The organism is Agrobacterium pusense (assembly GCF_013285525.1).
Classification (GTDB): Bacteria; Pseudomonadota; Alphaproteobacteria; order Rhizobiales; family Rhizobiaceae; genus Agrobacterium; species Agrobacterium pusense.
On the sequence record NZ_CP053856.1, the window covers coordinates 1,251,258 to 1,275,205 of the forward strand.

At 59.1% G+C, this 23,948-nt stretch carries 19 protein-coding genes, 1 tRNA gene and 1 riboswitch; of the genes, 11 read left to right on the forward strand and 9 right to left on the reverse strand.

The genetic code is table 11. The features are described 5' to 3' along the window. Positions 1-136 precede the first annotated feature (136 nt). From HQN82_RS06170 to HQN82_RS06180, 3 genes are all read left to right on the forward strand, one after another. Positions 137-2,452, forward strand: a complete 2,316-nt coding sequence (locus HQN82_RS06170) for an NADP-dependent malic enzyme (RefSeq protein WP_173614669.1) — start codon at positions 137-139, stop codon at positions 2,450-2,452. Between the two features lie 122 nt (positions 2,453-2,574). Beyond that, a complete protein-coding gene (locus HQN82_RS06175; protein ID WP_004442037.1) occupies positions 2,575-2,967 on the forward strand; it encodes a VOC family protein in 393 nt (130 codons plus the stop codon). A 150-nt stretch (positions 2,968-3,117) separates the two neighbouring features. Beyond that, positions 3,118-4,215, forward strand: coding sequence for a DUF2865 domain-containing protein (locus tag HQN82_RS06180; RefSeq protein WP_173614670.1), 1,098 nt, complete (start codon positions 3,118-3,120; stop codon positions 4,213-4,215). A 205-nt stretch (positions 4,216-4,420) separates the two neighbouring features. On the opposite strand, the gene bluB is transcribed toward HQN82_RS06180, so the two are convergent. After that, positions 4,421-5,137 carry a 5,6-dimethylbenzimidazole synthase gene (gene bluB / locus HQN82_RS06185; RefSeq protein WP_112765845.1) on the reverse strand — a complete coding sequence of 239 codons (717 nt, stop codon included), beginning with the start codon at positions 5,135-5,137 and terminating at the stop codon, positions 4,421-4,423. A gap of 94 nt (positions 5,138-5,231) precedes the next feature. After that, positions 5,232-5,414: riboswitch (cobalamin riboswitch) on the reverse strand. 70 nt (positions 5,415-5,484) lie between these two features. Further along, positions 5,485-6,315 carry a TolB family protein gene (locus HQN82_RS06190; RefSeq protein ID WP_112765846.1) on the reverse strand — a complete coding sequence of 277 codons (831 nt, stop codon included), beginning with the start codon at positions 6,313-6,315 and terminating at the stop codon, positions 5,485-5,487. Positions 6,316-6,507: 192 nt separating this feature from the next. Here HQN82_RS06190 and HQN82_RS06195 point away from each other — a divergent pair, with 192 nt between their 5' ends. Then, the gene (locus HQN82_RS06195; protein ID WP_112765847.1) at positions 6,508-6,885 is read left to right on the forward strand and encodes a glyoxalase superfamily protein; all 378 of its coding nucleotides are present in this window, start codon (positions 6,508-6,510) and stop codon (positions 6,883-6,885) included. A 272-nt stretch (positions 6,886-7,157) separates the two neighbouring features. Here the strand turns inward: HQN82_RS06195 and HQN82_RS06200 are convergent, their stop codons facing one another. After that, the gene (locus tag HQN82_RS06200) at positions 7,158-8,837 is read right to left on the reverse strand and encodes an NAD+ synthase (RefSeq protein ID WP_112765848.1); all 1,680 of its coding nucleotides are present in this window, start codon (positions 8,835-8,837) and stop codon (positions 7,158-7,160) included. A gap of 227 nt (positions 8,838-9,064) precedes the next feature. On the opposite strand from HQN82_RS06200, the gene HQN82_RS06205 reads away from it, so the two are divergent. The 3 genes from HQN82_RS06205 (at position 9,065) to sthA (ending at position 13,808) form a co-directional block, all read left to right on the forward strand. Next, complete coding sequence (locus HQN82_RS06205) at positions 9,065-11,005, forward strand: LTA synthase family protein (RefSeq protein WP_162699324.1); 1,941 nt, start codon at positions 9,065-9,067, stop codon at positions 11,003-11,005. A gap of 116 nt (positions 11,006-11,121) precedes the next feature. Then, positions 11,122-11,655, forward strand: a complete 534-nt coding sequence (locus HQN82_RS06210) for a DUF1003 domain-containing protein (RefSeq protein ID WP_035210951.1) — start codon at positions 11,122-11,124, stop codon at positions 11,653-11,655. Positions 11,656-12,404: 749 nt separating this feature from the next. Continuing rightward, positions 12,405-13,808, forward strand: coding sequence for a Si-specific NAD(P)(+) transhydrogenase (sthA, locus tag HQN82_RS06215; RefSeq protein ID WP_004442050.1), 1,404 nt, complete (start codon positions 12,405-12,407; stop codon positions 13,806-13,808). A gap of 248 nt (positions 13,809-14,056) precedes the next feature. Here sthA and HQN82_RS06220 read toward each other — a convergent pair whose 3' ends face one another. Continuing rightward, complete coding sequence (locus tag HQN82_RS06220; protein WP_112765849.1) at positions 14,057-14,704, reverse strand: hypothetical protein; 648 nt, start codon at positions 14,702-14,704, stop codon at positions 14,057-14,059. Between the two features lie 413 nt (positions 14,705-15,117). Between HQN82_RS06220 and HQN82_RS06225 the strand changes: the two genes are divergently transcribed. Further along, positions 15,118-16,128, forward strand: a complete 1,011-nt coding sequence (locus HQN82_RS06225) for a carbon-nitrogen hydrolase family protein (RefSeq protein ID WP_173615002.1) — start codon at positions 15,118-15,120, stop codon at positions 16,126-16,128. A gap of 138 nt (positions 16,129-16,266) precedes the next feature. Here the strand turns inward: HQN82_RS06225 and tig are convergent, their stop codons facing one another. After that, positions 16,267-17,745, reverse strand: a complete 1,479-nt coding sequence (gene tig / locus HQN82_RS06230; protein ID WP_112765850.1) for a trigger factor — start codon at positions 17,743-17,745, stop codon at positions 16,267-16,269. Positions 17,746-17,985: 240 nt separating this feature from the next. Continuing rightward, positions 17,986-18,068, reverse strand: a tRNA-Leu gene (locus HQN82_RS06235). A 582-nt stretch (positions 18,069-18,650) separates the two neighbouring features. On the opposite strand from HQN82_RS06235, the gene HQN82_RS06240 reads away from it, so the two are divergent. The 3 genes from HQN82_RS06240 to trmFO all read left to right on the forward strand — a co-directional run bounded on the left by HQN82_RS06240 (position 18,651) and on the right by trmFO (position 21,417). Further along, positions 18,651-18,797 carry a DUF1127 domain-containing protein gene (locus HQN82_RS06240; RefSeq protein ID WP_004442060.1) on the forward strand — a complete coding sequence of 49 codons (147 nt, stop codon included), beginning with the start codon at positions 18,651-18,653 and terminating at the stop codon, positions 18,795-18,797. Between the two features lie 473 nt (positions 18,798-19,270). Continuing rightward, entirely contained in the window at positions 19,271-19,414 is a 144-nt protein-coding gene (locus HQN82_RS06245) for a DUF1127 domain-containing protein (protein ID WP_003495735.1), read from the forward strand. Between the two features lie 563 nt (positions 19,415-19,977). Beyond that, positions 19,978-21,417 (forward strand): methylenetetrahydrofolate--tRNA-(uracil(54)-C(5))-methyltransferase (FADH(2)-oxidizing) TrmFO, encoded by a 1,440-nt coding sequence (gene trmFO, locus HQN82_RS06250; RefSeq protein WP_162699333.1) that lies wholly within the window; start codon positions 19,978-19,980, stop codon positions 21,415-21,417. 39 nt (positions 21,418-21,456) lie between these two features. Here trmFO and HQN82_RS06255 read toward each other — a convergent pair whose 3' ends face one another. Genes HQN82_RS06255 through HQN82_RS06265 form a run of 3 tightly spaced genes read right to left on the reverse strand, consistent with a single transcriptional unit; the run spans position 21,457 to position 23,865 of the window. Continuing rightward, entirely contained in the window at positions 21,457-22,026 is a 570-nt protein-coding gene (locus HQN82_RS06255) for a TadE family protein (RefSeq protein ID WP_112765927.1), read from the reverse strand. 5 nt (positions 22,027-22,031) lie between these two features. Continuing rightward, entirely contained in the window at positions 22,032-22,607 is a 576-nt protein-coding gene (locus HQN82_RS06260; protein ID WP_112765852.1) for a TadE/TadG family type IV pilus assembly protein, read from the reverse strand. Next, the gene (locus tag HQN82_RS06265) at positions 22,594-23,865 is read right to left on the reverse strand and encodes a pilus assembly protein (protein ID WP_112765853.1); all 1,272 of its coding nucleotides are present in this window, start codon (positions 23,863-23,865) and stop codon (positions 22,594-22,596) included. Before HQN82_RS06265 ends, HQN82_RS06260 begins: the two co-directional genes overlap by 14 nt. Between the last annotated feature and the right edge of the window lie 83 nt (positions 23,866-23,948).

A 23,948-nucleotide genomic window follows, 5' to 3' on the forward strand; every position in this document is an offset into this window, starting at 1 on the left:
ATGACGAAACGCTTCACGAAAACGCGAATAAGCCGTGGCCGCATTTGCATGAGACGCCCGTAAATAACGGCTGTACCACGGGGAAGTTTGTTGTATTCAGGGGTCCGAAATAAAACCAGATACGACGGTGGAAGACATGACCTCTCACGATAAGAACAACACGCCCGCCAACACGGCAAAGGCCGACATCGAAGAACAGGCGCTCTTTTTCCACCGCTATCCGCGCCCCGGCAAGCTGGAGATCCAGGCCACCAAGCCGCTCGGCAACCAGCGCGATCTGGCGCTCGCCTATTCGCCGGGTGTCGCCGCACCCTGCCTCGCCATCCATGAAAACCCGGAGATGGCGGCGGATTACACCGCCCGCGCCAATCTCGTCGCCGTCATCTCCAACGGCACGGCCGTGCTTGGCCTCGGCAATATCGGACCGCTTGCCTCCAAGCCTGTGATGGAAGGCAAGGCCGTCCTTTTCAAGAAATTCGCCGGTATCGACGTGTTCGATATCGAGATCGACGCGCCCGGCATTAACGACATGGTTTCCACCATCGCGGCGCTGGAACCCACCTTCGGCGGCATCAACCTTGAAGACATCAAGGCGCCGGAGTGTTTCGAGGTGGAGCGCCAGCTGCGCGAGAAGATGAACATCCCCGTCTTCCACGACGACCAGCACGGCACCGCGATCATCGTCGCCGCCGCTGTCACCAACGCTCTGGAACTGGCCGGAAAGTCCCTGTCCAGCGTCAAGATCGTTGCCTCGGGCGCCGGTGCGGCAGCCCTTGCCTGCCTCAACCTCCTCGTTGCGATGGGCGCGAAGAAAGAAAACATCTGGGTCCACGACATCGAGGGCCTCGTTTATGACGGCCGCAATACGCTGATGGACGAGTGGAAGGAAGTTTACGCCCAGAAGACCGACAAGCGCGTGCTGGCCGAAACGATCGACGGCGCCGATGTCTTCCTCGGCCTGTCGGCGGCAGGCGTTCTGAAGCCGGAACTGCTGGAGCGCATGGCGGAGAACCCGCTGATCCTCGCGCTTGCCAACCCCAAGCCAGAAATCATGCCGGAAGAGGCGCGTGCCGCCCGCCCGGACGCGATGATCTGCACCGGCCGTTCGGATTTCCCGAACCAGGTCAACAACGTGCTTTGCTTCCCCTATATCTTCCGCGGCGCGCTCGATTGCGGCGCGACGACGATCAACGAGGAAATGAAGATGGCCGCCGTGCAGGCCATCGCGGAACTCGCGCGTGAGGAAGTTTCCGAAGTGGCCGCCAAGGCTTACAGCGGCGAAACGCCGATCTTCGGCCCGACCTACCTCATCCCCTCGCCCTTCGATCCGCGCCTTATCCTGCGCATTGCCCCGGCCGTTGCCCGTGCTGCCGCCGCAAGCGGCGTTGCCGCCCGGCCGATCACCGATTTCGAAGCCTATCTCGACCAGCTGAACCGCTTCGTCTGGCGCTCGGGTTTCATCATGAAGCCTGTCTTCAACGCCGCAAAGGCCGCCGAAAAGAAGCGCATCATCTTTGCCGAAGGCGAAGACGAGCGCGTGCTGCGCGCCGCCCAGGTGCTCTTGGAAGAAGGCACCGGCATCCCGATCCTCATCGGCCGTCCGCAGATCATCGAAACGCGCCTCAAGCGTTTCGGTCTGCGCATCCGCCCGCATACGGATTTCGCCGTGGTGAACCCGGAAGACGATCCGCGCTACCGCGACTACGTGGACGATTATTTCGCCCTGGTCGGCCGCGCCGGCATCAACCCGGAAGCGGCACGTACCATCGTGCGCACCAACACGACTGTCATCGGTGCGCTGTCGGTCAAGCGTGGCGAAGCCGATGCGCTGATCTGCGGCCTCGAAGGCCGTTACGACCGCCATCTGCGCGATGTGAACCAGATCATCGGCAAGCAGGACGGCGTCCGCTCCTTCGCCGGCCTCAGCCTACTCATCACCCAGCAGGGTGCGCTGTTCCTCACCGATACCTTCGTCAACAACGACCCTACATCGGAAGAAGTGGCCGAAATGGCCATTCTTGCCGCGAAGGAAATCCGCCGCTTCGGCATCACGCCGAAAATCGCGCTCGCCAGCCATTCCAATTTCGGCTCGCGCGATTCCGAAAGCGCCCGCAAGATGCGCCGCGCGCTGAAGATCGTGCAGGCGGCTGCACCCGAACTGGAAGTGGACGGCGAAATGCAGGGCGGCTCGGCCCTGTCAGAAGCGCTGCGCAAACGCGCCATGCCCAACAGCGTGCTGACCGGCGAAGCAAACCTGCTAGTCTTCCCGAACCTCGATGCGGCCAACATCACGCTGGGCGTCACCCGCACCTTGACGGAAGGCCTGCATGTCGGCCCGATCCTGCTCGGCACGGCCCTGCCCGCCCATATCCTGTCGCCCAGCGTCACCTCGCGCGGCGTCGTCAACATGGCGGCCTTTGCCGTGGTGCAGGCCTCGCACCCTTCGGTCTAACACCCCGCTAAATTGATCCAGAAAGCCGCGCGCATTGACGTGCGGCTTTTTAGTTGCGAGTATAGAAAATAATACAGATTTTTAGATTTAATATTTTATTTTATTATTTATGAGCGAACGATATGCTTGATCACGTTGAGATATATGTTTCAGATATCGAAAAATCGTTTCAGTTCTGGTCAAGCATTCTGCAAAAGATTGGCTACGATGTAGCCTCCCGTTGGGAAAGCGGCTTTACTATCGCAAATGACAAGGATGCCTACCTGACCTTCGTACAGGTGGAGAAAAAGCATCGTGAACGCGATTATCATCGTTGCGGCGTTGGGCTCAATCATCTCGCGTTTCAGGTCGCGTCTCGCGGCGTGGTGGACGAACTCAAGATGCATTGCGCCCAAAACCATGTTTCGGTTCTCTATGACGACCGATACCCCTATGCGAACGGCGATAAAAATTATTACGCGCTGTTCGTTGAAGACCCTGACAGGATCAAGGTCGAATTCGTGTCCGCCGAATAGGTGGAAAAGCGACACGCGGTCGGCGTTAACGCAGTTTTGAACATGCTGTTGCCGCAATGCGTCAACAGCTTATGTTATCTTCCTGAAACACGGATTTCCTGAAGCATAACACCCCTGCCACCGGCCAGGGACATCAAACGGATCGCACAATTGACCCGGCGCAGCCGCATCATCGGCCTTCTGCTTCCCCTTGTTTTCATTGCTCCTGCCGCCGCTCTTGCGGATCAGGTGTGCGATACGCTTTATCAACAGTTGCGAGAACCACCCCGTGTCATCGGCAACACGGGCGAGGTGCGGCGCTATGCCAATGCGCTTGCCCACCAGAACATCGTCATCCGCAAGATCAGGAACGACATGCGCAGCTATGGCTGCTCGTCCGGCAGCGTCATCGTTTATGGCAATCCCAATGCCGGGCTCTGCGCCGAGATCGGCGATGCGCTGGTGGATGCCGAGGCCGAACGCGACGCGATCATCCGCGATCGCGACGACGCCATGGCGGCGGCGAGGAGCGACGACGGCGATACCAGGCGCGAGCGCATTCTTGCCGCCCTCGATGCCAATGGCTGCACCCCCGCTGAGGAGATGAACCGTCAAGCATCGCCTGCACCCGATGTGACGCGTTATCCCGATGCCTTCAGGCAGAACGGCGGTGAGCCGGGACAGGCGGGCCTTTCCCCTTACCTCAACGCCGCGGAGGGCGGGCTTCGCACACTCTGCGTGCGCACCTGCGACGGCTCATTCTTCCCGATCGCCTCCAACGCATCGCCGCTCGATTTCCGCGTCCAGGCCGAACAGTGCCAGAAAATGTGCCCGGGAACCGAGACGGAGCTCTATTTCCACTCCATGACGGATCAGGAAACAGCAGACATGGTGTCCGCTGAAACCGGCAAACCCTACAAGGACCTGCCGACCGCCTTCGCCTATCGCAATGCCTCAAGGAAAGCGCCCGGCTGCGCCTGCAACATGGCCGCCTATCACGAGGAGATGCAAAAGCAGGAACAGGCGTCGCGGCCGGAAGCCGAAAAGCCCTATTCCAGCATCACCACCATTCCATCGCCCCAAGGTGACAAGGCTCCGAAGCCCGCCGAGCAGCAGGCCGCAAAGCCGCCGGAACAACCTGTTCCTGAGCGCGACTATGACCCGAACGACACAAAAGTGCGTGTCATCGGGCCCAAATTCCTGCCGGACCAGACCGGCAAGATCGACCTGAAGAACCCGGCGCTGAAGGGTATCCAGCCACAGCAGTGAAGTCTCTTCTGCACGCGGAATGGTGCGAGCGCGTGCCCCTTGTTTCCTCTCCCCGGCGGGGAGAAGTCCGCGGCAGCGGGATGAGGGGGCAAGCTCTCCGAAAATCTCCGCCGTTACCCCCTCATCCGACCCTTCGGGCCACCTTTTCCCCGGCGAGGAGAAGAAATGCGCGGCAACGTCCCGCCCTGTTCGCAGGCCTCCGGGTCTACACCCCACCCCAGCGGTTACGAAACACAAGCTCTTCCAGCGGCACGCGCTGCCGCCAGCCCTTCACCGCCAGTTCCGGTTCGGTATAAAGCGTATCGACACGACCGAGGCACAGCCAGGCGACAATCTCGATATGATCGGGGATATCCAGAATGGCCCTGATATCGCTGTCATGGAAAATGCTGACCCAGCCGACGCCGACGCCTTCGGCGCGCGCCGCGAGCCAGAGGTTCTGGATGGCGCAGACGGTGGAATAGACATCCGTGCGTGCATTATGGGTGCGACCCAGCACCACCTTGCCACCCCGTGTCGGATCGCAGGTGACGCAGATGCTGAGCGGCGCCTTGCGGATGCCTTCGAGCTTCATGCTGCGATAAAGCGCCTGCTTTTCACCCGCAAACATCGCCGCCGCCTCTTCATTGGCGCGGCTGAAGGCTTCCCACGCCGCCTGGCGCACGGCGCTATCGGTAACGAGGGTGAAATTCCACGGCTGCATGAAACCGACAGAGGGAGCGGCATGCGCCGCTTTCAGGAGGCGCTCGATGAGATCATCCGGCAGCGGCTCTGGCAGGAACTGGTCGCGCACATCACGCCGCGTCTCGATGGCGCGGTAGATCGCTTCGCGCTCGTCCGCGGAAAACGGGCGGGCGGGTGAAAGCGCGTGGTCGAGCGGGTTAGCGTCCGGTGGCGTAGTGACGGGCGGTTCGGTCGGCATCGTTTATCCCTAACAATGCGGCGGGCCGGTGCCGAAACCATGAGAGGTTTGCAGCGACAACGCGCTTTCCAGCGACCTGCCGCCGTCCGCGCGGTTCGGTCCATCCTGCCAGGCCGGTCTTCTGACTAAGCTTCATCCGCCCTGTTTCGCCTTCCCGAATTGCTTCAGTGGCATGAGAAACAGAGCATCCGCCTCACAGCGTTGGGCACGTTCCGGTATTTCACCGGATTCCCGATTCTCCCGCCGAAGGGCGGGCACCTGACGGGTGAAGCTATGGGCAAAAAAGCTTGCGAACACAAGTGTCGTGCAGGTGGTGCGGCAATGTGGCCTGCCGCACCTTACCTTCATCACTCCGCCGGGAAATATCTGACATAAGCGAACTCGTCGCCATCAGGTGACCAGTTGGGAGAGTTCATCGTGCCCTGCCCGCCAAACAGCTCGAAAAGCGTTTCGACATTGCCGCCATCCATATCCATCAGCCGCACCCGCACGTCGAGATCGCGGGGATGATCGAACACGTCGCCGTCATAGGAAATGAAGACAACCTTGTCCCCTCTTGGTGACGGGTGCGGAAACCAGTCGCCATAGGAGCTGTCGGTGATGCGCTCCACCGCTGAGCCATCCACCCGCACCCGCCAGATTTGCATCCGTCCGGTGCGGCTGGAATTGAAATAGATCCACGCGCCGTCGGGCGAATAATCCGGCCCGTCATTGCGGCCCTCACCATGGGTAAGGCGTGTCTCAACGCCGCTGTCTATGTCCATGGAATAGATATCGAAAATCTGATCGCGAATGCCGCAATAGGCGAAGCTTTTCCCATCCGGTGACCAGCCGTGCCAGTAGGAAGGAAGGTTCTCCGTCATCAGCCGCGGCGTGCCGCCCGCCGCGGACAGGAGATAGATGGCGCTCTTGCCGAATTCCACCTTGTCGGAAATGGCATAAAGCGAACCGTCAGGCGAAATGCCGTGGTCGTTGTTGCAGAGCGTGGCAAAGCCGGTATCGACCTTCTCCGGCGACGCGTCACCGGAAAGGGACAGGCGATAAAGCAGCCCATCGCTGTTCAACAGCAGATATTGTCCATCCGGCGACCAGTTCGGCGCTTCGAAAAGATCGGGCGTCTGCCACACCACCCGCATCTGCCGGGTGCGGATGTTGAAGATTTCGATGGAGCTGCGCATTCTGCCTCCCGGGCGGGTCCGTGTTCTCATTCATAGCGCTTGGTGACGCAGACATTCCGTTTGCATCCACCATCGCCTTGATTATGATCCTAGGGCGGCAGGCACCGTCCTGCAAATTCAAACCGGAAAAAACGCTAGCGCCCCGGCACCGTCCGCGGCCCGCCCCGTTTCTCCCAGATCAGAGGTTCCGCGATGAATACCATCGCCGATCACGGCATCCGCTTCGGGCGGATCGCCGCCATGCTTCCTGTCACGAATATCGAAAAGGCCCATGATTTTTATGTCGGTGTGCTGGGTTTCGAAAAGACCTTCGCAAACGGCAACCCCGTCGGCTTCATGATCCTGAAACAGGGCAATGCCGAGCTGCATCTGACATTACAGCCGGCCCACAGGGCAGCTCCTTTCAACGTGGCGCATATGATGGTGAGCGATGTCGATGCGCTGCATGCGATTTGCAAAAGCCATGGGCTGCGCATCATCAAAGGGCTGCAGGACAAGGATTATGGTCTGAGGGCCTTTGTGTTTGAAGACCCTGACGGCAATCGTATCGATGTGGGGCAGGTTATTTGAGGTGAGCGGCGCGGAGTTTTCCGCGCCAATCAAGACGCTCCGCTGTGGATCGAGCGCATGACACTTGTTTCTTCTCCCCGAGGGGGAGAAGTCCGCGGCAGCGGGATGAGGGGGCAAGCAAGCTTCATCATATACGGAGGGGTTGCCCCCTCATCCGACCCTTTGGGCCACCTTCTCCCCGGCGGGGAGAAGAAATATGCCGCACCGTCTCACAATGCGCTTGCCCAATTCATTAAGCAGGGACGGCGTTAAACGCGCCTTTCCAAAACGCCCTACCGATCCCGGAACCGGTTGGTGATCGGATAACGCCGGTCGCGCCCAAAGTTCTTCTTGGTGATCTTCACACCCGGCGCCGATTGCCGGCGCTTGTATTCGGCGAGATAGAGCAGATGCTCCACCCGGTGCACGGTCGCCACATCATGGCCGCGCGCCAGAATTTCCTCGACCGACATTTCCTTCTCGACAAGGCACTCGAGAATATCGTCCAGCACCGGGTACGGCGGCAGCGAATCCTGGTCGGTCTGGTTGGGGCGCAATTCGGCCGATGGAGCCTTGGCGATAATGTTGGCGGGGATCACTTCGCCGGAAGGGCCGAGCGCGCCCGGCGGCACATGGGCGTTGCGCCAGGCGGAAATGGCATAGACCTGCATCTTGTAGAGGTCCTTGATGGGGTTGAAACCACCATTCATGTCGCCATAAAGCGTCGCGTAACCCACCGACATCTCCGACTTGTTGCCCGTCGTCACCACCATGGATCCGAACTTGTTGGAAACGGCCATCAGGATGGTGCCGCGCGTGCGGCTCTGCAGGTTTTCTTCGGTAATGCCCTCTTCCGTGCCCTCGAAAAGTTCTGACAGCGCAGACAGGAAACCTTCCACCGGCTCCACGATCGGCACGATATCGTAACGGCAGCCGAGCGCTTTCGCACAATCGGCGGCGTCCTTCAGCGATTCTTCCGAGGTATAGCGGTAAGGCAGCATGATGCAGCGTACCCGCTCCTCGCCCAGCGCATCGACGGCAAGGGCGGCGCAGATCGCCGAATCGATGCCGCCGGAAAGGCCAAGAACCACGCTCTTGAAACCGTTCTTGTTGACGTAATCGCGAAAGCCCAGCATGCAGGCGCGGTAATCCGCCTCCTCACCCTCGGGAATCTTGGAAAATGGCCCGCTTTCGCAGCGCCAGCCATCCGCTGTGCGTTTCCAGTCGGTGACGGCAAGCGTGGCTTCGAACTGGCTCATCTGGAAGGCAAGCGTCTTGTCGGCGTTGAAACCGAAGCTCGCACCATCGAACACCAGCTCGTCCTGCCCACCCAGCTGGTTGGCGAAAACCAGCGGCAGGCCGCTTTCAATCACCTGTCTGAGTACCACCTGATGGCGCACGTCCAGCTTGCCGCGGTAATAGGGCGACCCGTTCGGCACCAGCAGGATTTCCGCGCCGCTTTCGGCCAGCGTCTCGCAAACACCCATGTCGTTCCAGATTTCCTCGCAGATCGGAATGCCGATCCGCACACCACGGAAATTATAGGGACCGGAAATCGAGCCTTCGGCGAAAACACGTTTTTCGTCGAACTCGCCGTAATTCGGCAAGTCGATCTTGTCGCGCAGCGCAATGATCTTGCCGCCATCGAGAAGCGCCACGGAATTGTGCCGGCCCGTCTCGCCCTGTCGCGGAAAACCGATAACGATACCCGGCCCGCCATCGGCGGTTTCCGCCGCCAGTTCTTCTACCGCTTTCAGACATGCTTTCAGAAAAGCAGGTTTCAGCACCAGATCCTCTGGCGGATAGCCTGAAATGAAGAGTTCGGTGAGAAGCAGAAGATCGGCGCCCTGCGTTGCCGCATCGGCCCTTGCTTCACGCGCCTTGGCGAGATTGCCCGCCACGTCGCCAACGGTGGGATTGAACTGCCCGACGGCAATCCGGAGATGGTTCTCTATATCGTGTCTGTCGCTCATAACCCTTCAATACCGCGCCCGTGATCGCTCCGCAACGCAGCAATTCCCACTTGCATTCATTCGTGCGCTCCTCGACACAGCCGCCCTCACGCGAAGGTTATCGCGCTTATATGCACATCTCATAAAGTTCATGTCGCGTTCATCGCGCTTATGTGACAGTTACATGACACTTTTGCGACACCCGATTCACCTCCCCGGATCGGTGCTGGCGCCTGAAATACCGGAGTATGGGTTTGAGAGATTCGGCGCCAAAAACAACGGCTTCCGAAAAGGCTGGTTTTGTCTTTTCGCCTGCATGGACAAGGAGCCTTTCGAAGCTTTCTGGCACGGCCTACACGCTTGCCAACCTGACGGTCGCGTCCGTCGTGCTGGTCGTGGCGTTGGAATGGGTCGTCCGCGGCTCGCTTCAGGATGTCGGCACTTTCATCACCTCCTCCGCGCGTCCGGGCATGACAACCATTGCCGCCGTGCTCGCCCTTCTCGTCGCGCTGGATTCGATCCTCGGCCGGCGTTATCTTTCACTGATTGCGGTCGCGCCGCTCTGCGCACTGGTGGGGCTGATCTCAGCGCAGAAACAGACCTATCTTTCCGATCCGCTTTATCCCTCAGACCTGTTGTTCGGGCGGCAGATTCTCGAACTTTTGCCAACCATGCTGAAGGCGCAGCCGTTTACGGCGATGCTGGTGGGTCTCGGCCTCAGCGCCGCAATTGCCTCTCTCGCGGCTCTCTGGCTGCTGGCGCACCGTCATTCGCCGGTGTTGCGCTGGCGTGAGCGCGCCGCCGGCCTTGCGCTGGCGCTGCCGCTTCTCGCCAGCATCGCCTCGCTGATGGACTATTCGCATTATTCCTGGGTGCGCGATCGCCTCAACATCATCCCCATGATGTGGGATCAGCAGGAAAACTACCGCCACAACGGCTTCCTGATGGCCTTCGCCTTCAATATTCCCATGGCCAATGTCTCGGCGCCGGAGGGTTACGGCGAAAACAGCATCGCCGATCTCACCTCGGAACCGGCATCTTTCGCCGCCAACAAGGGTGATTACCCTGACGTCATCATGCTGATGAGCGAATCCCTGTGGGATCCGACCCGGCTTGAAAACGTGAATCTCTCGGCCGATCCCATGCCGACCATCCGCGCCAAACAGTCCGGCAACGTGTTTTCGCCCGAGTTCGGCGGCATGACGGCAAATGTGGAATTCGAGGCCTTGACCGGCTTTTCGAACGCCTTCCTGCCCTATGGCAGCATTCCCTACCAGCAATATATCCGCCGCCCGGTGCCCTCTCTCGCCAGCTTCTTCCGCGGCGAAGGTTATTCCGCCATCGCAGTTCATCCGTTCCAGGAATGGTTCTGGAACCGCAAGCAGGTCTATAAAAATTTCGGCTTCGAGGAATTCCGCTCCGAAGAGACGCTACCGGCCATGGAAAAACGCGGCAATTTTGCCTCCGACGACGCGCTGATGGAAGAGATCATGGCGACGGCGGACCGGACGCAGAACCCGCTCTTCCTCTTTGCCGTCACCCTGCAGGGACACGGCCCCTATGAGACAAACCGTTACGCCGAAAACACCATCGGCATTGAGGGCGAACTCTCGGCTTCGGCCTCGCAGGCGCTCGCCACCTATTCTCAAGGGGTGGTGGAAGCGGACGAAGCGCTGCTGAAGCTGATGCGCTGGGCAAAGAAGCGCGATCGTGAGACCATCATCGTCCTCTTCGGCGATCATCTGCCGCCGCTCGGCCAGACCTTCGTGGAAAGCGGCTATATGCCGGGCATGGTGGCAAGCCGCCGCGCACCGCTTGAGGTGATGAAGAAGGAGCACGAGACGCCGCTCGTCGTGTGGTCTTCGAAGAAGGGCGTGCGTAAGAATATCGGCACCATCAGCCCGGCGCTTTTGCCCTATCACGTGCTGAAGACCGCAGGCTTTTCCGATCCTTTCTATACCGGCACGCTGGGTGAAGTTCAGCAGGCCTTTTCCGTGATCGACCGGCACATGCTGGTGACGGCCGGTGGCGATGCCCTGCCTGACTGGTCGATCGCGCCGAACGCGGTCCCTGACGTGGTGCGCAATTATCGCCTGCTGCAATTCGACATGATGTTCGGCAAGCAATATGGAAAAGAGCGCTTTTTCCCCGGCTTCAATTGGCTGCACGAGGGCGCGCCGTCGGTGTAATGAATTTCGGCGAGGGACGCCTGAACGCATGGTGGCGGAAAACGTTTGAATTCCGCCATCATGCGGGTTTATCTCGGGAAAGCTCCGCACCGCCAATCAGAACCGGAGACACGCCCGTGTCAGATATCTCCGACTATATCGTCTCTCATTTCAAGCGCTCCTCTCGTGAAATCGGCGAGGTGGAACGGCGCATTCTCGAGCTGGCGCACCAAAAAAAGCTGGTTTCGAGCGATATTAATGCGGAATTTTCCGCCGGCGCCAGTTTCGGCGACAGGCTGGCAGACAAGATTGCCAGGGTCGGCGGTTCCTGGAGTTTCATCCTCGGCTTCTGCTTCTTCCTGATTTTCTGGGCTATCATCAACACCATCGTACTGACCACCCGCGCTTTCGATCCCTACCCCTTCATCTTCCTCAACCTGCTTCTTTCCATGCTGGCGGCCATTCAGGCGCCGATCATCATGATGTCGCAGAATCGTCAGGCCGCCCGCGACCGCTTCGAGGCCGCCAAGGATTATGAGGTGAATCTGAAGGCAGAACTGGAAGTGCTTTCACTGCATGAAAAGATCGATGTGAAAGTGCTGGCCGAACTGGCTGCGCTGCGGCAGGACCTTGCAGCACTTCACCGCCACGTCACCCGCAAGGAAGACTGACACCGGAAAAATTCACCCCCGCTTTTCCCCGCTCCGCGACAGGCTGTTATATTGATCGCAGTCCTGCCGGGTGGACGCCAGACGTGGCGGAAACCAAGGGACGGTCCTGGTGGTGGAACGCTGGCAACGTTCGTGGAAAGGACCATGTCGCAGGGTGCAGTGCACGGTCCTTGCGAGATACGGCATGGTGAAAGACCCGGCTGCGCAACGCATCCGACCCACACCAAACCAAATCAAGGCGCAGCCGGGCAATCGCCCGACCTCTCTAGCGATCACCCGTTCGGCAGTGCCGTGCGGGATGAAGCTGTTGGGGTTTTAGAGTACAGCGGAGCGGGGGTGCGTGAGGTTTTACCCCCCTCTGCCCTGCCGGGCATCTCCCCCTCAAGGGGGGAGATCGGCCAGAGGCCCTTTCGCCACTTTACCCTCGACATTGAGATGGCCGAAACCTAGCCGCATGTCGATCTCCCCCCTTGAGGGGGAGATGCCCGGCAGGGCAGAGGGGGGTAAAGCCATACGCACCCTACGACAGATGCAAACGGACCCCCGCGCCGAATATCCCCACCCAGTTACGAATCCGTCAGATTCTTGCGCTACAGATTGACGCAGGCGTTTGTTGCATTGCACTCTAGCGGGCAAGGCAAACGGGGGAATCACTCCCCATCGTCAAAATGGCATCACGACCATTTCGCGGCGACGCCATGCCGGATGCGACATCCGGTATCGAAATGCATTCTATTCCGGGGTTTTTCATGCACCAGTTCGATCTGATTGTTGTCGGCAGCGGTCCGGCGGGAAGACGGGCCGCCATTCAGGCCGCCAAGCTCGAAAAGAAGGTTCTGGTCATCGAGAAAGGCAGCCGCGTCGGCGGCGTTTCGGTGCATACCGGCACCATCCCTTCCAAGACCCTGCGCGAAACGGCGCTCAACCTCACCGGCTGGCGCGAGCGCGGTTTTTACGGTCGCTCCTACCGCGTCAAGCAGGAGATCGACGCCGAGGACCTGCGCCGCCGCCTGCTCATCACCCTGGATCACGAAGTGGAAGTGCTGGAACACCAGTTCGCCCGCAACCGCGTGCAGCACATTCGCGGCACGGCAAGCTTCGTTGACGCCAACACCATGAAGGTGGTGAAGAACGACGGTGAGATCATGAATGTCACCGGCACTTCCATTCTGTTGACCATCGGCACCCGCCCCTACCGGCCGCCGCATATTCCCTTCGATGGCGAAGCGGTGCTCGATTCGGACGAGATTCTCGAAATCAAGGAACTGCCGCGCTCCATGATCGTGGTTGGCGCCGGCGTCATCGGCATCGAATATGCCACCATCTTCAGCGCGCTCGACACGCAGGTGACGGTGGTGGAACCGCGCGAAACCATGCTCGAATTCATCGACAAGGAAATCGTCGAGGATTTCGCCTATCAGCTGCGCGACCGCAACATGAAGCTGATCTTCGGCCAGAAGGCGGAAAAGGTGGAGCGCGACGAGAGCGGCAAGTGCCTCGTCTCGCTCGGCAATGGCCGCGTTCTGAAGGCCGAGACCGTTCTCTTCGCCGCCGGCCGTGTCGGCGCCACCGACACGCTCAACCTTTCGGCCTGCGGGCTGGAAGCCGACAGCCGGGGTCGCCTGAAAGTCGATCCTGAAACCTTCCAGACGTCCGTGCCGAACATCTATGCCGCCGGCGATATCATCGGTTTCCCGAGCCTTGCCTCCACGTCCATGGAACAGGGCCGCATCGCCGCCCGCCATGCCGTTGGCGCACCGGCCGGCGAACCGCCGCAGTTCTTCCCTTACGGCATCTATGCCGTGCCGGAGATCTCGACCTGCGGCCTGACGGAAGAGGAAGTCATCGAACGCAACATTCCCTATGAATGCGGTATCGCCCATTTTCGCGAGACCTCCCGCGGCCACATCATGGGTCTCGACAGCGGCCTCCTGAAGATGATCTTCTCGCTGAAAACCCGCCGCCTGCTCGGCGTCCATATCGTCGGCGAAGGCGCCACCGAACTGGTGCATATTGGCCAGGCGGTGCTGAACCTCAAAGGCACGGTGGAATATTTCGTCGAGAATACGTTCAACTACCCGACACTGGCGGAAGCCTACAAGATTGCCGGGCTTGATGCGTGGAACCGCATGGGTGAGATCAAGAAGGATTGAGGTTGCACGGGGGCGGCTTTTGAGACGGCGGAGTTGCCGTAATCGGCCTTCTGAGAAAGCACAGCATCCCCATCCCGGCCTTGAGCCGGGATCCAGCGCGATCAAGTCTTTGATAGCGAAATACTCTTTCACAGCGCCGACTCGCCGTCACTGGATGCCGGGTCAAGCCCGCCATGACGGAGGAAAGGTTTTCGCCCCTAAAGAGACTTTCTCACCTGCGAACCAACCGTATACAGCCAGCCCGCCCCTCACCACCGAATACTGTACCGCGCACTTACCCCCGGCCGGAAATGATCCGCATAACCCTGATCCAGCGTCCCGCGCACCGTCAGGTGATCGCCCAGCTTCTGTTCCACCGCGACACCGCTGCTGAACTCGTTGAAACTGTTGCGGCTCGCCCCCGTCAGCACGAAGGCCGTGCCGGTTTCCGAGCGGGACAGGCGCAGCGATTGTGAGACATCAAGCCCGTTCCATTGCTGCGCCGTGCCGTCATACCGCACGGTGAAATTGCGGTTCGCCTCGATATCCAGCTCCGGTGTGACGATGCGCTTCTGCTGCGAGGTCATGGAAACGCTGCTCGACCCTGTCAGGGCGTTGAACATGACGCCGACATCCCGCGCAAGCGAGACGCCCGGCAGTTGTTCGGCCAGCAACGTAACATTACCCCACAGCCGCACCGGCGTATCCACCACCCGCCCCGTCTTTGAGGCATTCATGCCCATTTCCAGCCCGGCCCGGATCGGGGTATCGACCGGCAGTTTCGCGCCGATGCGCGCCGTATAGGACCGATCGGAATTCTTGACCGGCTTCCAGATCAGCCCCGCCTCATCGGCATGGGCGGCCGCGGCTGCGGTGAAGAACGATAATACAAGGGCAGAACCCGTTCGGAGCGACATACTTGTCCCCTGGCAAATTAAGGGCGCACCGGGAGAACCCGGCAAGCACGGTAAAAGCTAAGGCCAATGGTTTGGCTGCGATGAAGCCACATTCAAGCGGCGCAATGCCCGAACGGCCGCTTGATACGACCAGGCAAATCATGCTGCGCAGGGTGCCAGATGAACGGGAGATGAACAAGAGCATATGCAGCAAAAAATCATGCTGCACTGCATTGTGATCGGGAAGCTTCACATGGCCAGGTATCCCGGCCGCTTGACGAATCGGCGTTTTCCAACGGATATTCGTGAGCGCGTGGCCTGCGCCTAACCTCCACGACCTTCCCCAGCAGGGTCTTCCACGGAGGCAAAGGGACTAGTGTCTCAGGCAATTGTCTTGGTCCGATCGTTTCGGGCGGGTTGCTGGGGAACTGCGTCTGAGACGTGAAAGGCCTGACAATGACGCAAATAGCAATTTAAAACGTCGGGTGAGAGCTCGCGCGGCCAAAACAGGCGAATCTTATACAGCTGCTCTCCAGCATATTCGCAGAATACCGGACGCTCCTATCAGCAACTCAATAAGGGTGGCGGTCGCGCAGACATCCTTGGTCAACGATCCTCGTGATATCTCCGCCCTAAAAAACTGCGGACAGGAAATACGCCGTCTTATGAACGATGCCCATCTTGCTGGCGCACGTCTCATACACTTCCCTGAAGGGGCAACGTGCTGGCCGCATAAACGGATCATGTCAGAGACTGGTCCGCGGGAAATAGGCCCTTCCGACTGGACACGCTTTGAATGGGACACTCTGCGCAAAGAACTGGAGGCGACCAGAAAACTGGCGCGCAAGCTGAAACTCTGGACAGTTCTCGGTGCTGTCCATCGACCGACGCCGCCCCACAGACCATATAAAAGCCTGTACGTCATCTCAGATCGTGGCGCGATTATAACCCGCTATGATGAACGTCTGTTGTCGAAAACCAAAATCTCGTTCATGTACTCGCCGGGACACCTCCCCGTGACGTTCGACGTTGATGGGTTCCGCTTCGGTTGCGCGCTTGGCATGGAGGCGCATTACCCGGAAATATTCATGGAATATGAGAAGCTCAGTGTTGATTGCATGCTGTTTTCTACCGCAGGTGAAGACGCTTCAAATGCCCCTGCATTTGCCGCCGAGATATTGGGGCATGCAGCAAGCAACACCTACTGGGCCAGCTATTCCACAATTGCCACCCAAAGTCCCGGCGCCCCATCGGCAATAGCAGCGCCGGATGGTCAATGGGCGGCTCAATGCCCGGTCAGTGGTTTACCGGCCATTGCGGTGGCGGACGTCATCATCAATCGAGAACATCCCGCGCGACCATGGCGGCAAAAAGCGCGTGGCGATCTATATGCACCTCACCAGGTGGATAACGATCCTAGAAGCGATAGCCGGAACCAGTTCTAGCAATCTACACCTGCCAGTGGCGCTGATTTGTGCCACTGGCTACGTCGCTCAGGGCGGAACCATTCGCATCTTCCCAAACAAAAAGGCCGCAGCTTTCGCCACGGCCCTTCAATTCAAATCAGCTTGCGCTGAAGAAGATTATTCGGCGTCGCCTTCAGCAGCCTTCTTCTTGGCCGGAGCCTTCTTCTTCGGAGCGGCTTCTTCGCCTTCAGCGGCGTCGTCAGCCTTGGCAGCAGCCTTTTTCTTGGCAGGCGCCTTCTTCTTGGTTTCCGTGGCTTCTTCGCCGTCGTCAGCCAGCAGCTCTTCCTTGGAAACGGTCTTGTCCGTTACCGAGATTTCGGTGAGCAGCTTATCGATGACCTTTTCTTCGAAGATCGGAGCGCGCAGAGAAGCGGAAGCGCCGGGGGTGTTGCGGAAGAAATCGAGAATTTCCTTCTGCTGGCCCGGGAACTGCTGCAGCTGCTGGAACAGCGCGCGCTGCATTTCCTCTTCGGTCACTTCGACACCGGCCTTTTCGCCGATTTCGGAGAGAACGAGGCCAAGACGGACGCGGCGTTCAGCCAGCTTGCGATATTCTTCGCGGGCTTCTTCTTCGGTCGTGTCTTCGTCAGCGAAGGTCTTGCCGGACTGAGCGAGATCGGTGTTGATCTGGCGCCAGATGTTGTCGAACTCGGCGTCAACCAGGCCAGCCGGCGTGTCGAACTTGTACATCTCGTCCAGCTGGTCGAGGATCTGCCGCTTGACCTTCTGACGGGTGACGTTGCCGTACTGGCTTTCGATCTGACCCTTGACGATTTCCTTCAGCTTTTCAGCCGATTCCAAGCCAAGCTTTTCGGCCAGTTCGTCGTTGATTTCAACCGGAGCGGCAGCAGCAACTTCCTTGACGGTGATGTCGAAGTTGGCTTCCTTGCCGGCAAGGTTCGCCGCCGGGTAATCGGCCGGGAACGTCACGGTGATGGTCTTTTCGTCGCCGGCCTTGACGCCAACCAGCTGGTCTTCGAAGCCGGGGATGAAGCGGCCCGAACCGAGAACCAGTTCAGCGTCTTCAGCAGCGCCGCCGTCGAAGGCAACGCCGTCTACCTTGCCGAGGTAGTTCATGGTGACGCGGTCGCCTTCAGCGGCCTTGCCGTTCTTGGTCTCGTAGGTGCGGGCGCTTTCGGCGATCTTGAGGATCTGCTCGTTGATTTCGTCTTCGGTCACTTCCACAACTTCGCGGGTAACCTTGATGCCGTCATTAGCCTTCAGTTCGATGGCCGGAATGATTTCGTAGGCAACGGTGAATTCGAAGTCGGATTCGGCCGACAGGATCTTTTCAGCTTCCTGCTCGTCTTCGGTCATGGAGATCGCAGGCTGCGTTGCAGACTTCTCGCCGCGGCTGGAGAGGATTTCGGACGGCTTTTCACGAACCAGCTCGTTGACGAGGTCGGCCATGATGGACTTGCCGTACATCTTCTTCAGGTGGCCAACCGGCACCTTGCCGGGACGGAAACCGTTGATGCGAACCTTGTCCTTGGCGTCGACCAGGCGCTCGTCCAGACGGGCCTTCATGTCGGCAGCCGGAATAACGACCTTAAGTTCGCGCTTCAGCCCTTCAGCGAGCGTTTCGATAACCTGCATTTTCCTAACCTTCACATCATGGCGGCGGTGCTCAGACAGCCGTTGGTTTACTTTCGAGCACTGCGCCGGAAACATCGTTCCCCGGCCGTGGCTTCCGTTATTTCTTACGCAAGCGCCTGCCGGACACCGTTACGCCTGCACCGGAGAATAAAGACCAAAGGGGAGAAATGAACCCCGAAGCTCCCCGCATCCTGTAAGGATGCACTCTGGCGCAAGCGTGGCACAGCCATGCCTTGCTTGTGGTGCGGGTAGAGAGACTCGAACTCCCACGCCGAAGCGTTGGTACCTAAAACCAATGCGTCTACCAATTCCGCCATACCCGCACGTTGGGCGGCGGTATGTCACAATGTTCAGAAAGGGTCAAGCACGCCGTTCCGTTGCCTTTCGTTTCGCCCGGACTTTTCTTGCCGGCCGGGCTGGGCAGAAGGAGGCGCGGCCCGCTTTCGCGACCGGCCAATGGATTTTCGGAACACGAAAGCCTCCAGGATACAGGGACGGCAGCGGCGTAGCGCGCCATCGTCCTCCCCGATTACCGACCCCCTTCATATGGCCGCTTCATGCTAACACGCGGCTGCATTGACATTATATATATTATGGCATGGCGGGCACATGATGGCGCCGGTACCGCCGCACGCAGCCGCCGCATGACGCACCGCCGCAGGGCTGCAGGCGGATGACTCCATCAAAAGCACACAAATTGGTCACAAATTATGCATGAATCGCCGCAATCGGGGCATTTTACCGGATTGCATTGCGTTTAATGCATAGGTGGCATCTTGCTTTGTCTGTTTTTGTTTTGATTAAACCGATTATATTCGTGGTCATACAGAGATCGAGTTCAGCCCCGGACCAAAGCCTCCCAAGACTGGCCGCGGCGACTGAACAGCACGAAGAGGAAGATGAAAATGAACATTGCACGCTCGCTCACCAACTGGCGCAAGTATCGTCAGACCGTAACCGAACTCGGCCGCATGACCGACCGCGAACTGAATGACCTCGGCATTGGCCGTCAGGACATCCGGCGCGTCGCCAAGACCGCCGTCGGCTTCTAATTGGACGTCCCGCCGCTCTGCGGCGGATGCGAGACGACCTACCCAAAAAGGCCTGAGGCTTCCGCCTCTGGCCTTTTTTCGTTTTGGGCGGCTCCCCACCTCGAAGCAATTCTTCTGTACCGCCTGCTGGGCCGACGGATAAATGCATTGATGCCGAGTGTTGGCGTACGGCAGGATGATGTCCGGGCCTGCTCCGATTGCCCTCTCACGCCGCAGAGCCCCTTCGAAAGCCGTCTAAGGCCGCCATACCCCTCGAAGCCGCCTCAGAGGCAGGCATTTCCGCTCATATTTTGCCCATATTATACCCAAAGCCGCAAATTTAGACGACATACTGCACAAATGCATGGCAGTAGCCTAAATTCTGCACTGCACAACATGGCTTCATGTCTATATATAAACCTCAACAGCCGAGAGCACAGAGAAACCGCTGAGCCGGCAGACGAAATCAACAGAGATAGATTGAGGAAACGACCATGAACCCTATCCGCATCGCAAAGAACTGGATCTCCTACCGCCGCACGATCAACGAACTCGGCAGCCTCTCCAACCAGGCTCTGAGCGACATCGGCCTGACCCGTTACGACATCCGTAACGTAGCAGCCCGTTCGTTCCGCTAAGGCGTAAACGATCGTCCCGCTGCCCGACCTCCAGGGCGCGACGATTGAGCGACAGGTTAAGAAAGCGGCGCCTCTGGCGCCGTTTTTGATTCTGGAGTTTCCGCTGCAAGCGGCTTTTTTCCGAAGATGCACTCCTGGCTTCCGCCACCATTCGGTTTTACAGGGCCGGCCGGCATTTCGGATACGGGCGCTACGCCAAATACATCGGGTTCGAGATCGCCGCTTGTTTCTTCTCCCCGCCGGGGAGAAGGTGGCCCGGAGGGTGGGATGAGGGGGCTAGCTCCCCTGATATCTCCAACCTCGCCCCCTCATCCCGCTGCCGCGACCTTCTCCCCGGCGGGGAGAAGAAGCAGGCAGCATCCGCCCGCTTCAAAATGCGCGCCTGCTCCTCGATCCCGGCGGGAGCTTCGTAGCCCACTAGCCTCCATCCGCCAAAACCATTTGGCTGCCCCCGCCATGCATGCTAGTGCATCGGCAAACAATGCCGCGTCCTTTTAGGACCCGCGCGGAACTCTCACTCGAATGACGGCCGCCGGACGGGAGCCTTGGCCCCGCGGCCGCCCATGGACATCGACATGCAGGACAAGACCATTTCTCCCATTCACGTCGTCGGCGGCGGGCTGGCCGGCTCGGAAGCCGCATGGCAGATTGCGGAGAGCGGCGTTCCCGTCATCCTGCACGAAATGCGCGGTGTGCGCGGCACCGATGCGCATAAGGGCGATACGCTGGCGGAACTGGTCTGTTCCAACTCCTTCCGCTCCGACGATGCGACGGCCAATGCGGTTGGTGTCATCCATGCGGAAATGCGGCTTGCCGGCTCGCTGATCATGGCCTGCGCCGATAAACACCAGGTGCCGGCCGGCGGCGCGCTTGCCGTTGACCGCGACGGATTTTCCGAGGCCGTGACGAAAACGCTGGAGGGTCACCCACTGGTGACGATCCTCCGCGAAGAGGTGAACGGCCTGCCGCCGAAGGAATGGGGCAACACGATCATCGCGACCGGGCCTCTGACCTCGCCGGATCTTGCCGCCGCCATCCAGGCCGAGACGGGTGAGGATGCGCTCGCCTTTTTCGACGCCATCGCCCCGATCGTCCACCGCGACAGCATCAACATGGATATCTGCTGGTACCAGTCGCGTTACGACAAGGTCGGCCCCGGCGGCACGGGTAAGGACTACATCAACTGCCCCCTGGATGAGCAGCAATATAACGCCTTCATCGACGCGCTGATCGCCGGCGACACGGTCGGTTTCAAGGAATGGGAAGGCACGCCCTATTTCGACGGCTGCCTGCCGATCGAAATCATGGCCGAGCGCGGACGCGAAACGCTGCGACATGGCCCGATGAAGCCGATGGGCCTCACCAATGCCCACAACCCCACCGTCAAGGCCTATGCCGTCGTCCAGCTGCGCCAGGACAATGCGCTCGGCACGCTCTACAACATGGTCGGTTTCCAGACGAAGCTGAAATACGGCGTTCAGGCGGATGTGTTCCGCATGATACCCGGCCTCGAAAATGCGGAATTCGCGCGCCTCGGCGGCCTGCACCGCAACACCTATATCGATTCCCCCACCCTGCTTGACCCCTCGCTGAAGCTGAAATCCCGGCCGGACCTGCGTTTCGCCGGCCAGATCACCGGTTGTGAGGGTTATGTGGAAAGCGCCTCCGTCGGCCTCCTCGCCGGCCGCTTCGCCGCCGCCGAGCAAAAGGGCGAAATCCCGAGCCTGCCGCCGGCCACCACCGCGCTAGGTTCGCTGCTCAACCACATCACCGGCGGCCACCTGTCTTCCGATGATGAACCGGGCAAACGCTCCTTCCAGCCGATGAACATCAATTTCGGCCTCTTCCCCGAACTGGAGCCAGGCTCGATCGTCAAGCCAGAAGGCGTCAAGCGTTTTCGCGGCAAGGACAAGACGATCATGAAACGTCAGCTGATCGCGGCGCGGGCGTTGAAGGATTGTGCAGCGTGGCTCGCGACGCCCAAAGGCGGCGCGGCGACCTGACTGACGCCGAGACATGGCAACCTGGCATGACCGCCGTCGTTACATCACGTTCCATTTGCCAAAATCGGATTTGCCGGTCTGATAGGGATAATGCCTTGAGAAGAAGGGATTGACTGCGGCAACATGCTCGAAGGTGATCGTCGTTCCAAAGAGGATTGAGAACAACGGCTTGTAGCTGTAGCGCCCGGAGACAACGATGATCGCTTCCTTGGGGCCAAATCCACCGTCAGTCACTGCCTTTTGCCATCGCACGTCCTCGGCCGATCCAAAGAAATTATATGGCCTGAATTGTTCTTTAGGCGTGCCGCCGGTCAGCTCAACGCTTCGCAAAGTCAGATTGAGCTTATCCGTTGCGAGGATGCCGTTGCCCGCGATGATCGCGAATTGGGACACACCGGTTCTGACCCGTGTCTCGAACTCCGGAAATCGTGCCGACCATCTGGCCGCATTATCGATCACGGTGACAAAACGATCATAACTGATCCAGCCTCGCCCGACCTCGACAATGACTGCCAGAAAAAGAATGAGGACCGGCGCCAGAAGTCCCATTTCGACGGCAGCGGCGCCGGATCGGCAGGAAAAGAGCCGGAAGATGCGGTGTGAACCCATGCCGATCATTCCGTCACCCGTACGGCCGTGACCGCCAGAGACACATTCTGCAGCTGACGAACGCCTCCGAACTTGGGCACAAGCAGATGTGTCGTCGGCATGACGAAATTCCAGTTGTAGCCGATCGCAAGTATATATTGGCCGGCAGAACTGTTCGGCGCCTGAAAGCGGTTGACGATGGGGAAGGAGATCGGCGTCGCGACGATGTCGTCATCGGCTATAGGAACAAGCGTTATCTTCAGGGTTTCCGTGTCCGTCGCCCCGATAAACTTGGCCGCGATCGCACGCCGAAGCGCGTCCGCAGTCACCTGCTCCCGCTGCATCGCCGCTTTACGAAGATATTCTATGCCTGCAGTCGTGGCCGTCGACAGGTTGAGATGATAAAGGAACAACAGACCGATTTCCAATATCCCGAAGATCAGAATGAGGAAGAGCGGCATCAATATCGCGACCTCAATCGCTGCTGCCGCCTGCCTGTCATCGGCAAAACGCCGATAATGCCCGAGCCACCGGTTATTGAAACGAGAGGACGTTGGACGTTTTTTTGGCCGTCGAGCTTCGACGCGGTTACCGGCGCTCATCGCCGTACCTTCCGATATATCTCAGTTCGAACCCGGTGATGATGCCGCCGACGCTGTCACTGAAACCCGATGCGGCGATGGTGAGCTTGTATACGGAGTAGGTGTCGACCGTGAATTTCTTCTGGTAATAGCGCCACTTGATGGCCTGATCGACGGGATTTTCCATGCCCGGTCCCTGCCGCATGTTAAAGACCGGTTTTACAGTGCCCAATTGTGGCAGAAGCTGCTGCAGGGTGACATCGATGCCATTCGTCTGCTCAGCGGTAATCAGCCTGCCGGGATTGGAAGGGTCCTTGAAATGACTCTTACGGCCGTTGTACCACACGGATATCTCATAGTAGCCGGGATGAAGCTCCACTTTTTTGAAGATGGAGCTGTTGGCGTTCATGGGCTTTTTACCTCCCTGCCTCACCGCGCCCCAGTCGCTGTCCAGCTCGATCACGTAGCGCGTCGGCAAGGACGCATTATTGCCCATGGAGTCGTCGACCATATCTCTGCGCGTGTTGGCCGCCTTGTCTGTGTCTTTGATATCGCAGGCCTTGTCGTTGAGGGTTTCCTTGTCTTTCTCAACTTTCTGCGCAAACCCGTCCGGATAGCCATCCCAGTCGTGATTCTTGCGGCAGCAGGGGCTGCTCCAGTCCTGCAATTCGATACCGGGGTCTGTCCCGCCGTCCCAGCGGATCTCGGTATAGCGATAGACCCCCCAGCAACCGCCGGGGGTCCTTGCGGTGACCCCGTTTTTTAGAACGCGCTCTTTATCGAGTGAGGTTTTCTCAAAATCATTATTGACCAGCACTTCACCATCATAGGGATAAGGCGGGATGCCCTGGCAAGTGTAGTTCAAACGATACTTGAATTCGTCGAGGCTGAGCATCTTGGCAAACAGCAGATTATAGCCGAACTCCGCCTTCATATCCGTACGCAGCCAGTCAATGACAACATCGCGGGTGATCACCTTTTGTTTTGTAGACTGGATCATCGAATCGAAGGTTGTAAGCACGGCTTCCCGGCGGTCCTCATCTTCAGGCGTATCGGTACGCGTGGGCTTGGTCGATCGTTCGCAGGCCAGCGCCATGACGCGCTTTGACTGGTTGTAATAGACCAGCGCCCGGCCGCCTTCGAAAAGCACCCCTAACAGAAGGACGAAGAGGGGCAGCAACAGTGCGGTCATAATGGCGAAAGCGCCCTTGCGGTCCTTGAGCAGCGAGAAAAACGCTCCCCTTTCCCGTGCTGCTTTTTTTATCCACCTGCTCGTCATCAAAACACCGTCTCATGTCGCTCATCACCATGGGAAAGGCGCGCTGTGAAAAGCGACTGGCCTGCGACGCTAAATATGTCCGG

Coding starts and splice junctions, on each gene's coding strand:
- HQN82_RS06170 (WP_173614669.1), top strand. CDS start 137: ATGACCTCTCACGATAAGAACAACACGCCCGCCAACACGGCAAAGGCC.
- HQN82_RS06175 (WP_004442037.1), top strand. CDS start 2,575: ATGCTTGATCACGTTGAGATATATGTTTCAGATATCGAAAAATCGTTT.
- bluB (WP_112765845.1), bottom strand. CDS start 5,137: ATGCCGACCGAACCGCCCGTCACTACGCCACCGGACGCTAACCCGCTC.
- HQN82_RS06190 (WP_112765846.1), bottom strand. CDS start 6,315: ATGCGCAGCTCCATCGAAATCTTCAACATCCGCACCCGGCAGATGCGG.
- HQN82_RS06195 (WP_112765847.1), top strand. CDS start 6,508: ATGAATACCATCGCCGATCACGGCATCCGCTTCGGGCGGATCGCCGCC.
- HQN82_RS06200 (WP_112765848.1), bottom strand. CDS start 8,837: ATGAGCGACAGACACGATATAGAGAACCATCTCCGGATTGCCGTCGGG.
- HQN82_RS06205 (WP_162699324.1), top strand. CDS start 9,065: ATGGGTTTGAGAGATTCGGCGCCAAAAACAACGGCTTCCGAAAAGGCT.
- sthA (WP_004442050.1), top strand. CDS start 12,405: ATGCACCAGTTCGATCTGATTGTTGTCGGCAGCGGTCCGGCGGGAAGA.
- HQN82_RS06220 (WP_112765849.1), bottom strand. CDS start 14,704: ATGTCGCTCCGAACGGGTTCTGCCCTTGTATTATCGTTCTTCACCGCA.
- tig (WP_112765850.1), bottom strand. CDS start 17,745: ATGCAGGTTATCGAAACGCTCGCTGAAGGGCTGAAGCGCGAACTTAAG.
- HQN82_RS06240 (WP_004442060.1), top strand. CDS start 18,651: ATGAACATTGCACGCTCGCTCACCAACTGGCGCAAGTATCGTCAGACC.
- HQN82_RS06245 (WP_003495735.1), top strand. CDS start 19,271: ATGAACCCTATCCGCATCGCAAAGAACTGGATCTCCTACCGCCGCACG.
- trmFO (WP_162699333.1), top strand. CDS start 19,978: ATGGACATCGACATGCAGGACAAGACCATTTCTCCCATTCACGTCGTC.
- HQN82_RS06255 (WP_112765927.1), bottom strand. CDS start 22,026: ATGGGTTCACACCGCATCTTCCGGCTCTTTTCCTGCCGATCCGGCGCC.
- HQN82_RS06260 (WP_112765852.1), bottom strand. CDS start 22,607: ATGAGCGCCGGTAACCGCGTCGAAGCTCGACGGCCAAAAAAACGTCCA.
- HQN82_RS06265 (WP_112765853.1), bottom strand. CDS start 23,865: ATGACGAGCAGGTGGATAAAAAAAGCAGCACGGGAAAGGGGAGCGTTT.